This window comes from Nocardia sputorum (assembly GCF_027924405.1).
Taxonomy (GTDB): domain Bacteria; phylum Actinomycetota; class Actinomycetes; order Mycobacteriales; family Mycobacteriaceae; genus Nocardia; species Nocardia sputorum.
Map to the genome: position 1 here is coordinate 4782613 of NZ_AP026978.1, position 15475 is coordinate 4798087.

Consider the following 15475-nt stretch of genomic DNA (forward strand, 5'->3'; position numbering starts at 1 on the left):
GCCGAAGGTTGCTCGGCGCTGGTTCATCGCGGTGCCAGGTCGGTGCTCGCCAGCACCGCGCTGACCCGCAGCAGTTCGTCGTTCTCGGCGGCGAGGCCGATGGTGGTGCGCAGATAGCCGGGGAGGCCGACGTCGCGGATCAGCACGCCGTGGTCCAGGTAGCGCTGCCAGCTGGCGGCGGCGTCGGCGAAACGGCCGAACAGCAGGAAGTTGGCGTCGCTGGGAATCACGTCGTAACCGAGTTCGCGCAGTGCGGCCGCCACCCGGTCGCGCTGCGCGGCCAGTTCGGCGACGCTGCCGAGGGTCTCCTCGGCGTGCCGCAGGGCCGCGCGCGCGGCGGCCTGGGTGACCACCGACAGGTGGTAGGGCAAACGCACCAGCAGCATCGCGTCGATCACCGCGGGCGCGGCGACCAGATAGCCGAGCCGCCCGCCCGCGAACGCGAAGGCCTTGCTCATCGTCCTGGTGACCACCAGCTTCGCGGGGAACCGGTCGATCAGCCCGATGGCGCTGGGCTGCGCGGAGAACTCGCCGTAGGCCTCGTCGACCACCACGATGCCGGGCGCGGCCGCGAGGATGCGAGCCAGGTCGTCCGGCGGGATGCTGTGCCCCGTGGGGTTGTTCGGGCTGGTCACGAACACCACGTCGGGCGAGCGCTCGGCGATGGCGGCCAACGCGTGGTCGACGTCGAGGGAGAAGTCGGCGCTGCGCTCGGCTTCGATCCATTCGGTGTCGATGCCTTCGGAGATGATCGGGTGCATCGAGTAGGAGGGCACGAAACCCAAGGCGCTGCGGCCGGGCCCGCCGAATGCCTGCAACAGCTGCTGCAAGATTTCGTTGGAGCCGTTGGCCGCCCAGACGTTGCCGGCGCCGACCTCGACGCCGGTCTGCGCGGTCAGGTACCGCGCCAGGTCGGTGCGCAGCGCGACCGCGTCGCGGTCGGGATAACGGTGCAGGTCCGCGGCGGCCGCGCGGATCGACTCGGCGACGTCGTCGATCAGCGCCCGGCTGGGCGGATGCGGGTTCTCGTTCGTGTTCAGCTGCACGGGGACCGTCAATTGCGGTGCGCCGTAAGGCTTCTTGCCCCGCAGGTTCTCCCGCAGCGGCAGGTCGTCCAGGGTGAGGCCGGCGCCGGGCGCGCTCGCCGCGCGCGTCACGACAGGGCCTCGAAACGCGCCTGCACCGCCTGGCCGTGCGCGGGCAGGTCCTCGGCGTTCGCCAGCGCCACCACGTGGCCCGCGACGTCCTCGAGGGCCGCTTCGGTGTACTCCACGACGTGGATGCCGCGCAGGAAGGTCTGCACGCTCAGGCCGGAGGAGTGCCGCGCGCAGCCCGCGGTGGGCAGCACGTGATTGGAGCCCGCGCAGTAGTCGCCCAGGCTGACCGGCGCGTACGCGCCGACGAAGACCGCGCCCGCGCTGCGGACCCTGGCCGCGACCGCTGCCGCGTCGGCGGTCTGGATCTCCAGGTGCTCGGCGGCGTAGGCGTTGACCACGCGCAGGCCCTGCTCGATGTCGTCGACCAGGACGGTGCCGGACTGTTTGCCGCGCAGCGCCTCGCTCACCCGGTGGGCGTGCTTGACCACGGTCAGCTGCGCGGTCAGCGCCGCGTCCACCGCGTCGGCCAGCTGCTCGCTGTCGGTGACCAGCACGCTCGCGGCCAGCACGTCGTGCTCGGCCTGGCTGATCAGGTCGGCGGCGACGTGCACCGGGTCCGCGGTCGCGTCGGCGAGAACGGCGATCTCGGTGGGCCCCGCCTCGGCGTCGATGCCGACCAGGCCGCGGCACAGCCGCTTGGCCGCGGTGACGTAGATGTTGCCCGGGCCGGTGACCAGATCGACCGGTTCCAGCTGCGCGCCGTCGGTGTCCAGGCCGCCGTAGGACAGCAGCGCGACGCCCTGGGCGCCGCCGACCGCCCACACCTCGTCGACGCCGAGCAGCTGCGCGGCGGCCAGGATGGTGGGGTGCGGCAGCCCGCCGAACCGCGCCTGCGGCGGCGAGGCCACCACCAGCGACCCGACGCCGGCCGTCTGCGCGGGCACCACGTTCATCACCACGCTGGACGGGTAGACGGCGTTGCCGCCCGGCACGTACAGGCCGACCCGCTCGACGGGCACCCAGCGCTCGGTGACGGTGCCGCCGGGCACCACCTCGGTGGTCTTGTCGGCGCGCCGCTGATCGGCGTGCACCTTGCGCGCCCGGGCGATGGACTCCTCGAGCGCGGCGCGAACCGCCGGGTCCAGCCGCTCCAGGGCGGCCTCCAGCTCGGCCGCGGGCACCCGCACCGTCGCCGGGATCACCCCGTCGAAGCGCTCGCTGAACTCCAGCGCCGCCGACACGCCCCGATCGCGGATCGCCTCGACCACCGGACGCACCTGATGCAGCACCGAGTCCACGTCGACTCCCCCGCGCGGCAGCGCGGCGCGCAGCTCGGCGACGGAGGGAGTACGACCGCGCAGATCGACGCGGGCGAGCTCGATGCGGGATGTCATGTGGTGTCGGTCCTTGTCTCCAGCTGATTCCGCAACAGGAAAGTTGCCGCTACCAGCCTAATGGGCCGCCGCCAGCCGTTATCCGCGTGGTCGGGGCGGCCGGGCCGCGCCGGGCCGGTGTGCGCAGGTCCGGCCGCCGGAGACGTGCCCGGTGTGCGCCGAAGTGTGGCGTCGCTCTCGTCCGACCTACTGCGAGCTGTTTCCGATGAAGCTGCGGAACCTGCACGCCCCGTCAGCGGGTGTCGCTGTCGATGAGCGAGGACCCGTTGCCGGGGTTGACCAACCGGAGCGTCACCGATTTGTTCCGGCCGCCGTAGGTCACGCTGGCCACGTTGACGTCCACCGAACCGTCCGCATTGGTGCCGGACCCGCCACCGGCCGCGTCGACGGTGTTGAAGCCCGTGACCCGGTTCTGCGTCCAGTAGGTCTCGAACGCCTGCTGACTGCCGTAGACCTGCTGGGCGGCCGGGGTCAGCTGTTTCCACGCGGCGGAGAAGCTCGAGTACGTCAGATTGTTGTAGAAGTCCACCACTTGATCGATGGACTGCCGCGGGTCGGCCTTGCCGACGCTCTTCGTCTCCCCCACCGGCGCCGCGGCCGACGTCGTGTTGCCGCCCGGTCGCGTCGACGCGACCACCGACGAGGAATTTCCCTGCGCCGCATTGGTGTTCGAGCCCGATGAGCTCAGCAGGTTCACCATGAAGGCTCCCGCCACCACGATCGCTCCGATCAGCGCGCCGATCAGCACCGCGCGGCGCTTGCCCGACGACCCCTGCCGCGGCACCGGACGCGGCTGCGCCATGGTGCGCGGATGCGACGCGGTGTCCGGCTGCACCGGCGGCGCGGGCGCGGGGCGGGGACGCGGCTGGCGCTCGGTCGGCGTGTAGGGCGCCGAGGCCATCGCCGAGGGCCGCAGCTCGCGGGTCGCCGATTCCGGCTGGCCCGCTCTCGGCCGGGTGAAGGCCTCGCTGGCGGGCACGAACCCGGCGGCCACCGGGGCCGGACCGGCGTCGGCGAACGCGGCGAGGTGGTCGCGCGCGGCCCGCATGCTCGGGCGCTCGCGCGGCTCGGGGCTGAGCAGGTCGAGCAGGAAATCCGTGGCGGGCCCGGCGTTGCGCGGTTCGCTCAGCTGACCGTTGGCGGCGGCGTAGAGCACCGCGAGCGGGTTGGAGCCCGCGCCGTAGGGCGGCTCACCCTCGAGCGCGTGGAACAGCGTGGCGCCCAGCGCGAACACGTCGGAGGCGGGGCTGGGGTCGGAGCCGCGGGCGACCTCGGGCGCGAGGTAGGCGGCGGTGCCGCAGATCAGTCCGGTTTCGGTCAGGGTGACGTCGCCGGTGGCGCGGGAGATGCCGAAGTCGGTGATCTTCACCGTTCCGTGATCGTCGAGCAGGATGTTGCCCGGTTTCACGTCGCGGTGCACGATGCCCGCCTGGTGAGCGGCGATCAGCGCCGAGGCGACCTGCTCGCCGATCCGCGCGACCTGGGTCAGCGGCAGGGTGCCCTGGGCGGCGATCACGGCGGCGAGACTCTTGGACTTCAGGTACTCCATCACCAGGCAGGGGTCGCCCTCGTGCTCGGTGATGTCGAACACGACGATCGCGTTCGGATGCTGGAAGCGGGCGGCGTTGCGGGCCTCCCGGATCGCGCGCTGGCGGACCACGTCGCGTTCGGCCTCGGGCAGGCTCGGTTGGATGTGGATCTGCTTGACGGCCACGGAGCGCTGGAGGCGTTCGTCGACGGCACGCCAGACCACGCCCGTGCCGCCGCTACCAATCCGCTCGACCAGGCGGTAATGCTCCGCGATCAACTGACCGGTATCGATGGCGCCTACTCCGAACCTTCTCGAAATCGTGACATCCCGCATATTGATTACTCACGCGGTCCGGGGATGAGTGTAGCGGGCGCCGGAATGCTCGCACGCGTCAGCCGGGGCATCGCGCGGCCCCAAATCGCCCGAAACGGACTATTCGCGGGCGCGCAGCATCCGCCCCGCGGCCTCCACCGCGGGGGCGGAGCTGCCCGCGTCGCTGATGAACACCGAAAACGCCAGGTCGCCGTCGATGCCGACGAACCAGCCGTGCGCGTGCTTGTCATCGATGTACTCCGCGGTACCGGTTTTGCCGAGCAGCCCGGGAAGATCGCGCAATTGCGTCGCGGTGCCGTCGGTGACGGTCTCGCGCATCATGGCTTTCAGCTGGTCGTCTACCTGCGGCGGCAGTGCGTCCGGAGTCCGGTCGGGGGTGCCGGGCTTGCCGGCGACGAGCGTGGGAGCGGGCACGGCGCCGCGGGCGATGGACGCGGCGACCAGGGCCATCCCGAATGGCGACGCTGTCACCTGCCCTTGACCGATCGCCGACTCCACTCGCTGCGCGGAGGTGCCCGCCGCCGGAACTTTTCCGGTGACCGTGGTCAGGCCCGGTGTGACGTAATCGATGCCGAGCCCGAGTTGTGCGGCCGCTTTCGTCAGCGCGTCGGCGGGCAGTCGCACGGCGAGGGAGCCCATCGTGGTGTTGCAGGACCGGGCGAACGCGGTGTGCAGCGGCACCGAGCCGAGATCGAAGTTGTTGTCGTTGGGGATGCGGCGGCCCTCGATGTTCGCGGTGCCGGGGCAGGGCAGCACGGTATCGGGTGTCACGCTTCCCGCCTGCAACGCGGCGGAGACGGTCACCGTCTTGAACGTCGAACCCGGCGGGTAGAGCCCGGTCAGCGCGATCGGCCCCTGCGCGTCGGCCGGGGCGTTCTGCGCGACCGCGACGACCTCGCCGGTGGACGGTCGCAGGGCGACGATCGCGGCGGGCTGGGCGACCGGGGCGAGCGCCGCCTCGGCCGCGCGCTGCACGCCGAGATCGAGCGTGGTCGCGATGTCCGCGGTGGGCGTGGGATCGGTCCCGGCGACGCGCTCGGTGCCCTGCGGCGTCTGGGCCCGCACCGCCCACCCGGCGTGCGCGTCGGCGGACTGCTGCCACAGCTCGGCCAGTCCGGACAGGGTCGGCGCGGCCAGCGCCTTGTCGGTGGTCAGCAGCCGGGTCTGCGGCGCGAGGGTGACCCCGGGCAGCGCGCTCAGGCGATCCCGGATCGGGGCGAGGTCCGTCTCGCGAAGGGTGATCGCGGTGACCGGCTTTCCTTGCGCGGCGGCCAGTTCCGCCTGCAGCGACTGCGCGGAGAGGCCGGGCGCGAGCGGGCCGAGCAGATCCGCGACCGCGGGGAGGTCGGCACTGGGAGCGATGTTCACCAGCGTGACGATCTGCTCGGTCATCAGTTCGCCGCCCGCGGCGTCGAGGATGCGGGCCGGCGCCGGATAGACCCTGCTGTAGCTCAACGGTCCCGCGGCAAGCCCGGGGGCGACCGTGGCGGGATCCCACTTCACCCGCCACCCGTTCCCGTCGTCGTGGGCGGTGCCGTCGGTGGTGTAGGTCCACTCGGACTTGCCGTCGTCACCCAGCTTCCAGGTGGCGGCCAACGCGAAACCGTTGTCGCCGACCGAGCGGACCTCGAAGCGGACGTCCTTGCCGAGCCCCTCGTACAGCGCGCCGAGGGTGTCGGAGGCCGCCGCGGGGTTGTCGGTGAGCGCGGCCGCCGCGGCGATGTCGTCGCTGTTCAGCGCTTCGGCGAACTGCCCGGCCACGGTGTCGGGCTGGTCCGGTCCGGACGAGCAGGCGGCGAGCACGAGCACCGGTGCGGTGAACAGGACGAGAGAGTTCCGGTTGGTACGCACGCCGACGACCCTAGCGGGCCGCGGCGGGCCGCGAGTTCAGTCGCGCGACCACCGGGCCTGCGCCAGGGCGGCGGCGTCGCCGTCGGACAGGTCGATGTCGAAGACTTCGGCGAGGATCTTGGGCAGGTCGGCGGGTTCCAGTTCGCGCGTATCGCTCGTGCCGTCGGGGTACTCGGTGACGAAGGTGGTGCCGTCCAGCACATGGTGCACGTCCGGGTGGAAGCGCTGCACGTAAGGCCGGGTGGTGAACGGGGAGCGGGGCGAGGTCGACACGAAGTGGTTGCCGACGGCGTAGTCGATGCGGTACTGCGGATTCAGCGTGAAACTGTGCCGGTCGATCCACCCGTCGCGGCCGTATTGGTGCAGCACCCACAGCTCGGAATCCAGCTCCCCGCGGGTGCGCTCCAGCCGGAACTTCCACTCGCCCGCCGCGAATTCTCCGGTCTCCGAAGACAACTCGAACGGCGCGAGCGGTCCGGCGCCGAAGCCGACGTCGCACAGCCAGACTCGGTCGTCTGCGGCGGTCGTCACGCGCAGCAGCGCGTGGGTGGCGGGGCGCAATCCCGCGCCCGCGCCCATGCTCACCCGGCCGCTGAGCCCGGTGACGCCGAAACCGAGTCGTTCCAGCGCGGCCGCGAACAGTCCGACGTTCTCGTAGCAGTAGCCGCCGCGGCGGCGGTGCACGATCTTGTCTTGCAAGCTCGCCAGGTCGAGGGGTATCGACCGGCCGAGGATGATCTCGAGGTTCTCGAACGGGATCGCCGTGGTGTGCGCCCGTACCAGCTCGTGCAGCGTCTGGACGGTGGGGGCACGCTCACCGTCGAAACCGATCCGGGCCAGATAGGCGTCCAGGTCCAGTTCCGGTCCGTCCCAGTGGTAGGCCGGGTCTTCCGGCTTGCTCATCGCGTCCTCGCTTCGTCGTCGGTCTTCTCCGTCAACCGCGCGCAGACACGATCGTGTTCCCGCCTCACGCCGCGCACTTCGCGCCCGCGGGAGCGGGCGGTGCGGTGACGACGCCGTGCGCGACGTCCACCAGGTAGTCGCGGTCGGGGCCGTCGACCGGTTCCGTGCCGAGCAGCAGCCGCTCGACGACGCAGCCGCCCTCGAAGAAGGCCGGGCCGACGCTGTGGTCGCCCGGGGCCACCCGTCCCTCCAGGTCGCGCCCGGTGAGGACGGTGTACAGGGAGGTGGGCTTGCCCGCGGCGGCGAGCCCGGCGCGCATCTCGAGGCTGGTGGCGTAGGGCACCACGTCGTCGGCGGTGCCGTGCACGAGGAACGCGCGCCGCAGGTCCATCCGGGCGGCCAGCAGGGCGGGTGAGCGTTCGGCGTAGGCGAGCGGACAGGCGGCAGGCGGGCAACCACCCGCGTCGCGCTCGATCTGGGCGGGCAGTGCCGGATCCACCACCGCCGCGCCCAGCCACATGGTGAAATCATCGGCGGGACCGTAGTTGTCCACCCAGTAGTCGAACATCCCGCGCGGCCCGTGCGCCGCCGCGAGGCCGCTGGTGATGCCGCCCTGACTCCAGCCCCACAGCACCGTGCGGGTGATCGAGCCGTGGGTCTGCTGATACCACGCGGTCGCGGCGACGACGTCGCGCCAGCCCGCCCACAGATTCCAGTCTCCGGTGCGCCACGTGCTCTGCGCGGAGCGCAGGTCCATCGCCAGGATCGGCGTCGCGGTGCGCCGCGCGATCGACTCGAGATACGCGGCGAAGTCCGCCGACGACCCGCCGTGCCCGTGCACCGCGACCACGAGCGCCCGCGGAGTCACGTCATCCGCGGCGCACCGGTAGGGCTCGTACACCCGCCCGGTCGCCTCCTCGCCGTCCACGGGCAGCGACACCGGGCGCACCACGACCCCCGGCGTGCAGGCCGGCTCCGCCGAAACATGTGGGGCGACAGGAATTGTCACGAGCACGCCGGCCAGCGCGCAGCACAGTACGAGTACCGGATATGCCCGTCGCATCCTCGGATGATGTCACGTCGTCAGCGTCTCGGAACACCCCGTCGCAGGCGCGTCACGACGAGCGCCCCGCCCGCTGCCGCGGCGATCCCCACGACCGCGCCGAACGCGGTCACCCCGGCGCTCAACCCGTAGGCGTCGCCGAGGAGACCGGCGGTCAGCGGCAGCACCGCGGCCGGGAGATACCCGCCCACGTTCTGCGCGGCGTTCGCCTCGGCCAGCCGCTCGCCCGGCACGCTCGCGCTGATCGCCGTCAGGCCCCCGAACTGGCCGAGGCCTTGACCGGCCCCGGCGAGCACGGCCGCCGCGACGAACAGCGGAAGCGAGGCCGCGACCAGCGACCCCACCAGCGCCGCCATGCTCGTCACGGTCGCGACCGCACCGCCGAGCAGAATGACGCGCACACCGAACCGTCGTGCCAGAAATTGGATTCCGGTCGCGGCCAGGAACATGGCGAACGCCACCGCCCCGGCGAGCACGCGGTCGGCGGCGCCCAGCAGATGCGCCAGCACCGACGGCCCCAGCGACAGCACGAACGACGTCGCGGTGATGCCCGGGCCGAACACCGCGATCCCGAGCAGCACGGCGGTCCGGCCGTCCGGCGCGACCGACGGGATCCGGATCCACGGGCCGCGTTCTCCGGACCCGGCGGGCAAAGGCAGCCGGACCACGACCGCGAACGCCGTGGCGAGCACGGCAATCTCGACGAGGAACACCGTCACCGTGGGGCCGGGCAGCGTTTCGGACAGGACACCGGCCAGCAATGGCCCGCTACCGGCTCCGAGCACCATCGCGGTCGAGGCGGCCAGCGCGGCGACGCGTTTGCGCTCGGGACCGCCCACATCCGTGACCGCCGCCATTCCCGCCGACACCGCCGCGCCCACCGCCAGGCCGGTGAGCAGCCGCGCGAGCGCCAAGAGCAGGACCGACTGCGCGACGGCGAACAGCACGCAGGCCGCCGTGGCCGCCACCACCGCGGGCAGCAGCACCGGCTTGCGCCCCACCCGGTCCGACACCACACCGGCGACCAGCAGCGCCGCCAGCAAACCGGCGATGTAGCAAGCGAACACCGCGGTCAGCGTGCCGGAGGAGAACCCGATCTCCCGCTGCCACACCACATACAGCGGGGTCGGCGCGTTCGACAACACGAACACCGCGAACACCGGCCACGCCGCTCGCCACACCGGATAGCCGCCTGCCCGGCCGTCTTTCGCGTGCGGCTCCGTCACCGTCGATGCCATCATCCCTCCTTGGTTCGACTTTTCTCGTACTGGTACGACAGTAGTCGAACTTAACACCTAGTACGATATAACTCGTACAAGGGGGAGAACGGAAGGAGACGCGATGCCTGCGGCCACGGAGACGAGCACGACGCTGCCCGAGCCGGACCGCGCCGATCTGCGGCTCGACCACGTCCTCGCCGCGCTCAGCGATCCCCTGCGCCTGACCATGGTCCGCCGTCTCCTGCTGGACTCCCCGGAGACCGACCGGCCCTGCTCCTGGTTCGGCATCGATCGCCCCAAATCCACGCTGACGCACCATTTCCGGGTGCTGCGCGAGGCGGGCGTCACCCGGCAGCGGCGCTACGGATTGGAACGCCGCAGCCAGGTCCGCGTCGACGATCTGGAAGCGCGCTTCCCCGGCCTGCTCGACCTGGTCCGCGCCTGGGAACCGGAGAACTGATCCCGATTTTTGGGGGCAGGCCGCGGCGTTCGAGCCCTGTTACGGTCCGGGTATTCATTCCGAGTCCGGATGGCACGGGTCCGCGCGTTCGGACGTCCTCTCATGGAGTCAGCCATGACCTTCGCACCCCGCCGCATCCCCGACGCGACCCTGATCCACACGGCCGAGACCACCGCGGTCTGGCGAGCGCAGCTACTCGCCCAACGGAACGCATTGCGCGGGGCGAATTTCCGGGACGCCGCCGTCGCCTTGTGCGCGCTGGTGGCCGTGGCCGACGGCGCCACCGCGGCGAGGGACCACGCCCTCGTCGCCGAACTGGTCACGACGGACCCGGTCCTGCGCAATTTCCCGGTGGACGACTTGCGCGCCCTGTTCGAGGACAACTGCAATCGGCTGGCGAACGATCCGGTCCTCGGTTGCGCGCACGTGCTGCGGCAGATCGCCAAAGCGGGAGCCCGGCCGGCCGAGGCGGACGCGGTGATCCGCACCGGCATCCTGATCGGCAGCGGCGCGGGCGCCTGCGGCCCGGCCGCGACGGACGCGCTGCGCGACGCCTGCCGGGCGCTGCGCCTGGCCCCCGAGCGCTTCGGCCTCTGAACCACGATCCGAACGCTACGATTCGCCTATGCGTTCGATTGATGCCGCGCAGCGGCGCGCGCGGCTGGCGGTGCGGCACCGGCTGGCCACTCCGGAGCGAGCCGGGCAGGTCGCGGACATCGCCCGCTCGCTGGTGGCCCTGCACGCGACCGATCCGGCGACCGTCTTCCTGTCCGTCGCCGCCCGCGCCGTGGGACTGACGCCCGCGGATGTCGAACAGGCGCTCTACGAGGACCGTTCACTGCTGCGGATGCTGGCCATGCGCCGCACCATGTTCGTCGTGCCGGTGGAGTCGGTGCCGATTCTCCAGGCGTCGTGCGCGGACGCGCTGGCGCACAAGCAGCGGCGCACCTACGGCAAGTACCTGGAACAGGCGGGCATCGGGGACGGCGACGTGCGCCGCTGGTGGGCCGAAGTCGAGACCGAGACGCACAAGGCGTTGCTCGACCGCGGCGCGGCGACCGGCGCCCAGCTGAGCAAGGACGTCCCCCGGTTGCGCACCCAGGTGAACACCGCGCCGGACAAGGCGTATTCGAAGCCGACCAACATCACCACCTGGGTGCTGGTGACCCTCGGCTGCGAGGGCCGCATCGTGCGCGGCAGGCCGAACGGCGGCTGGACCAGCAGTCAGTACACCTGGGCGCCGATCGAGTCGTGGTTGCCCGACGGCGTCGCCGCGCGGCCCGCCGCCGAGGCGCGGGTCGAACTCGTCCGCCGCTGGTTGCGCGCCTTCGGACCCGCGCCGGTGTCCGATCTCAAGTGGTGGACCGGGTGGACGCTCGGCGAGGTGCGCGCGGCACTCGGCGCCCTGGATCTGGTCGAGGTCGACCTGGACGGCGTGCCCGGCGTGCTGCCGGCCGACGACCTGGACCCGGTTCCCGCACCGGAACCCTGGGCGGCGTTGCTGCCCGCCCTCGATCCCACCCCGATGGGCTGGCAGGCGCGGGAGTGGTACCTCGGCCCGCACGCGCCGCGCTTGTTCGACCGCAACGGCAACGTGGGCCCCACCGTCTGGTGGGACGGGCGGATCGTCGGCGGCTGGGCGCAGCGCAGAGACGGCGAGATCGTCTACCGCCTCCTCGAGGACGTGGGAGCGGACGCCGAAGCGCTGATCGCCGCGCAAGCGCAGCGCGTCGCCGAATGGTTCGGCGAGGTGCGCGCCATTCCCCGTTTCCGGACGCCGCTGGAACGCGAGCTCACCGCCTGAGCCGCGGGACGGCACCCGCCGGACCGGCGGGTTCGCGGATTCACCGCGACCGAACTGTGCTGCGTGCCTTGTCGGTTCGCGCACGTGCGGATCGCCGACCGACTCGCTGCGAGTACAGCCGGAATACGAGGCGGCGGTCCGCGTCTACATGTCCAGCCCGAGGTCGAGCACCCGGACCGAGTGGGTGAGGGCGCCGACGGCGAGGTAGTCGACGCCGGTGCGGGCGTAGTCGGCGGCGACATCCAGGCTCAGGCCCCCGGAGGACTCCAGTTTCGTCTGCGGGGACGCGGCGTTGCGGCGCTGCACCGCCGCCTGGGTCTGCCAGAGCGGGAAGTTGTCCAGCAGCACCAGTTCCACGTTCTCGGCGAGAACGGCGTCGAGCTGTTCGAGGCTGTCGACCTCCACCTCGCAGGCGATGTCCGGGGCGGCGGCGCGGACCGCGCGCAGCGCTTCGACCACCGATCCGGCGGCGACCACGTGGTTGTCCTTGATCAGCGCGGCGTCACCGAGGCCCATCCGGTGATTGACCCCGCCGCCCACGCGCACGGCGTACTTCTGCAACGCGCGCAGCCCGGGCAGCGTCTTGCGGCTGTCCCGGATCCGGCAGTGGGTGCCCGCGACGGCGTCCACCCAGGCGGCGGTCGCCGTGGCGATGCCCGACAGGTGGCACACGAGATTGAGCATGGTGCGCTCCGCGGTGAGCAGTCCGCGCGTCGGAGCGATCAAGGTGAGCACGGATTGTCCCGGCGACACCCGAGTGCCGTCGGCGACCCGATCGGTGACCTCGTAGGCGTCCGCGCCGATCACCTCGTCGAGCACCAGCAACCCGGCGTCGAGCCCGGCAACGGTCCCCGGTTCCCGCGACACCACCGACGCCTTGATCACCGCGTCAGCGGGTACGGTGGCCGCCGTCGTGACGTCCGGTCCATAGCGGAGATCCTCGTCCAGCGCGGCGCGAATGACGCGCAGCACCTCGTCGCGATCCAAGGCGGCATCCAGAGCCATCGAAGTGTCCTTCCTCGCCGAGCGGACGGCGGTCCCACCGGGTACCCGCTCGGCGGCTGTGATCAGGGAATGGGTGCGTACTCGGGCACGCCGTCGCCGTTCAGCCGGATCGGGAGGGCGTGCCGGAGTTCGGGCACGGCGTCCGGGTGATCCGACCGGGTGTGGCAGCCGCGGCTCTCGGTGCGGGCGAGCGCGGCGAGCAGCAGGGCGCGGGCCGTGAGCGTGAGCGCGGCGTCCTCGATCCCGGCGATCGGATCTGCGGCGGCGGTACGCGTGTCGCGGCGGGTGACCACGTCGTCGAGCCGCTTGAGCGCTTCGGCGAGCCCCGCACGGTCGCGGACCACCGAGGCGTGCGTGGTCATCAGGCGCTGCACCACGGCACGGTCGGCGTATTCGGCGGAGCGCGCGGGGATCTCGTGCACCCCGGCGCGCTCGCCGAGCCGTTCGGCCGCGGCGGCTCCGGCGCGCTCGCCGACCACCAGACCCTCCAGCAAACTGTTGGACGCCAGCCGGTTCGCCCCGTGCAGACCGGTCCGCGCGACTTCACCCGCCGCGTACAGACCGGGCACTCCGGTGCGGCCGTGGGTGTCGGTGACCACTCCCCCGCACTGGTAGTGCGCGGCAGGCGCGACCGGGATGAGGTCCGTGCGCGGATCGATGCCGGCCGCCAGGCAGGAGGCGGTGATCGTCGGAAACCGTTGCGGGAACCCGTCGATCGAGCGCGCGTCCAGGTAGACGTGCTCGGCGCCGAGCGCTCGCATGCGCGCGGCGATGGCACGGGAGACGACGTCGCGGGGAGCGAGGTCGCCGCGCGGATGCACGCCCGCGGTCACCGGGTCGCCGTCGGTGTCGACCAGGCTCGCCCCTTCGCCGCGCACCGCTTCGCTGATCAGCGGCCTGCGCCCCAGGCCACCCGGGGTGTACAGCACGGTCGGGTGGAACTGCACGAACTCGAGATCGGCGACGGTCGCACCAGCCCAGAGCCCGAGGGCGACGCCGTCCGCGGTGGCGCCCGGCGGATTGGTGCTCAGTGCGTACAGCTGTCCGAGGCCGCCGGTGGCCAGCAGCACGGCGGGCGCGTGTACGACGCCGAACCCCCGCTCCGACACCGCTACGACGCCGCGCACGCCGTTCGGCCCGGTGACGACGTCGGCGACCGCCGCGCCGAACAGCACCGGCAGCCCGGCCTCGTTCAGCGCCCGCTGCACCTCCGCACCCGTGGCGTCGCCCCCGGCGTGGATGATGCGTCGGGTGCTGTGCCCGCCTTCGCGGGTCCGCGAGATCTGGCCGTCGCGGCCGAGGTCGAACACCGCGCCCAGATCGGTGAGTGCGGCGACGGCGGCCTGCCCGCCCTCGACGATGGAGCGCACCGCGTCCACGTCGCACAGTCCGGCGCCCGCCTCCACCGTGTCGTGCACGTGCGATTCGACCGAGTCGCCGTGCGGCGCCACGACGGCGATGCCGCCCTGGGCGTACTGGGTGGACGTGTCCGTCGGCCCGCCTTTGCTGAGCGTGAGCACCCGCAGGCCACGCAGTGACGCGGTGCGCGCCGCGGTCAGTCCCGCGACGCCGCCGCCGATCACGACCAGATCGGCCTCGGCCTCCCAGTCGATCGAAACCCGGGTTGTCATCGGCCCGCGCCTCTCCGTCTTCCGATCCGCGAACACTCTCCGGTGCGGGCGCCGCGATCAGCGCGTTCCACCGGAGAGCGACCCGCCGCCAGGGCAGCGGTCGGACTCATTCACCGCCGCCGGGATTGCCGATCGCGATCATCCGCTGCACCGAGTTACGCCCCAGCGCAGCGGTTTCCGGATCGACGTGCACCTCGTCGCGGCCCTCGACCAAGCAGCGCAGCAGCGCCGCCGGGGTGATCATCTTCATGTACTTGCACGAGGCCCGGTCGTTCACGGCCTGGAAGTCGATGCCAGGGGCGGCCTTGCGCAGCTGATGCAGCATGCCGACCTCGGTCGCCACCAGCACCTGATTCGACTTCGCCGCCTTGGCCGCGTCGATCATGCCTCCGGTGGACAGGATGTGCACCCGCTCGGCCGGGAACGCGCCCTCGCCCGCCAGGTACAGCGCCGAGGTGGCGCAGCCGCATTCGGGGTGCACGAACAGCTCCGCGTCCGGATGGGTGCGCGCCTGCTCGGTCAGCTCGTCGCCGTTGATGCCCGCGTGCACGTGGCACTCGCCCGCCCAGATGTGCATGTTCGCGCGACCGGTGACCCGCTTGACGTGTGCGCCGAGGAACTGGTCGGGAAGGAACAGCACCTCGCGGTCCGGGTCGATCGAGGCGACCACGTCCACCGCGTTGGACGAGGTGCAGCAGATGTCGGTGAGGGCCTTCACCTCGGCCGTGGTGTTCACGTAGGACACGACCACCGCGTTCGGGTGCTCGGCCTTCCAGGCGCGCAGCTCGTCGGCCGTGATCGAATCCGCGAGCGAACATCCCGCGCGCTGATCCGGGATGAGCACGGTCTTGGCGGGGCTGAGAATCTTCGCGGTCTCGGCCATGAAGTGCACGCCGCAGAACACGATCGTGTCCTCGGGCGCCTCGGCCGCGATCCGCGACAGCGCCAGCGAGTCGCCGACGTGGTCGGCCACGTCCTGGATCTCCGGCAGCTGGTAGTTGTGCGCCAGGATCGTCGCGTTGCGCTCCCTGGCCAGTCGCTTGACTTCCTGCGCCCACTCCGGCCCAGCCTCGACACCCGCGAACCCGGAGGGTCCGTCGAACACCTGCCCCATCAGCGGAGGCGCCAGTTTCGCACCCGTCGTCGCCATGGATGGCTCCCTTCCTCGTGCGGTCGGCTACAC

At 72.0% G+C, this 15475-nt stretch carries 13 protein-coding genes; 3 read left to right on the top strand and 10 right to left on the bottom strand.

Going from position 1 to position 15475, the window contains the following annotated elements:
* Positions 1–23: 23 nt before the first annotated feature.
* From QMG86_RS21585 to QMG86_RS21615, 7 genes are all read right to left on the bottom strand, one after another.
* Entirely contained in the window at positions 24–1157 is a 1134-nt protein-coding gene (locus QMG86_RS21585) for a histidinol-phosphate transaminase (RefSeq protein WP_281874482.1), read from the bottom strand.
* Entirely contained in the window at positions 1154–2491 is a 1338-nt protein-coding gene (gene hisD, locus QMG86_RS21590; protein WP_281874484.1) for a histidinol dehydrogenase, read from the bottom strand. Before hisD ends, QMG86_RS21585 begins: the two co-directional genes overlap by 4 nt.
* 232 nt (positions 2492–2723) lie before the next feature.
* Positions 2724–4355, bottom strand: coding sequence for a serine/threonine-protein kinase (locus QMG86_RS21595; protein WP_281874485.1), 1632 nt, complete (start codon positions 4353–4355; stop codon positions 2724–2726).
* Between the two features lie 99 nt (positions 4356–4454).
* Positions 4455–6206 carry a penicillin-binding transpeptidase domain-containing protein gene (locus tag QMG86_RS21600; protein ID WP_281874487.1) on the bottom strand — a complete coding sequence of 584 codons (1752 nt, stop codon included), beginning with the start codon at positions 6204–6206 and terminating at the stop codon, positions 4455–4457.
* Positions 6207–6242: 36 nt separating this feature from the next.
* Positions 6243–7109 (bottom strand): arylamine N-acetyltransferase family protein, encoded by an 867-nt coding sequence (locus QMG86_RS21605; RefSeq protein WP_281874489.1) that lies wholly within the window; start codon positions 7107–7109, stop codon positions 6243–6245.
* 64 nt (positions 7110–7173) lie between these two features.
* Positions 7174–8049, bottom strand: a complete 876-nt coding sequence (locus QMG86_RS21610; protein WP_281874491.1) for an alpha/beta hydrolase family protein — start codon at positions 8047–8049, stop codon at positions 7174–7176.
* 143 nt (positions 8050–8192) lie between these two features.
* Positions 8193–9410 carry an MFS transporter gene (locus QMG86_RS21615; protein WP_281874492.1) on the bottom strand — a complete coding sequence of 406 codons (1218 nt, stop codon included), beginning with the start codon at positions 9408–9410 and terminating at the stop codon, positions 8193–8195.
* A gap of 103 nt (positions 9411–9513) precedes the next feature.
* Here QMG86_RS21615 and QMG86_RS21620 point away from each other — a divergent pair, with 103 nt between their 5' ends.
* From QMG86_RS21620 to QMG86_RS21630, 3 genes are all read left to right on the top strand, one after another.
* Positions 9514–9852 carry an ArsR/SmtB family transcription factor gene (locus QMG86_RS21620; protein ID WP_281874494.1) on the top strand — a complete coding sequence of 113 codons (339 nt, stop codon included), beginning with the start codon at positions 9514–9516 and terminating at the stop codon, positions 9850–9852.
* A gap of 114 nt (positions 9853–9966) precedes the next feature.
* Positions 9967–10449: a TerB family tellurite resistance protein gene (locus QMG86_RS21625; RefSeq protein WP_281874495.1), complete on the top strand. Its 483-nt coding sequence runs from the start codon at positions 9967–9969 to the stop codon at positions 10447–10449.
* A gap of 28 nt (positions 10450–10477) precedes the next feature.
* Positions 10478–11656, top strand: coding sequence for a winged helix DNA-binding domain-containing protein (locus tag QMG86_RS21630; RefSeq protein WP_281874496.1), 1179 nt, complete (start codon positions 10478–10480; stop codon positions 11654–11656).
* Between the two features lie 144 nt (positions 11657–11800).
* On the opposite strand, the gene nadC is transcribed toward QMG86_RS21630, so the two are convergent.
* The 3 genes from nadC to nadA all read right to left on the bottom strand — a co-directional run bounded on the left by nadC (position 11801) and on the right by nadA (position 15442).
* Positions 11801–12661, bottom strand: coding sequence for a carboxylating nicotinate-nucleotide diphosphorylase (gene nadC, locus QMG86_RS21635; RefSeq protein ID WP_281874497.1), 861 nt, complete (start codon positions 12659–12661; stop codon positions 11801–11803).
* A gap of 62 nt (positions 12662–12723) precedes the next feature.
* Positions 12724–14292 carry an L-aspartate oxidase gene (locus QMG86_RS21640; protein ID WP_281874498.1) on the bottom strand — a complete coding sequence of 523 codons (1569 nt, stop codon included), beginning with the start codon at positions 14290–14292 and terminating at the stop codon, positions 12724–12726.
* Between the two features lie 106 nt (positions 14293–14398).
* The gene (gene nadA / locus QMG86_RS21645; RefSeq protein WP_039797226.1) at positions 14399–15442 is read right to left on the bottom strand and encodes a quinolinate synthase NadA; all 1044 of its coding nucleotides are present in this window, start codon (positions 15440–15442) and stop codon (positions 14399–14401) included.
* Positions 15443–15475 lie beyond the last annotated feature (33 nt).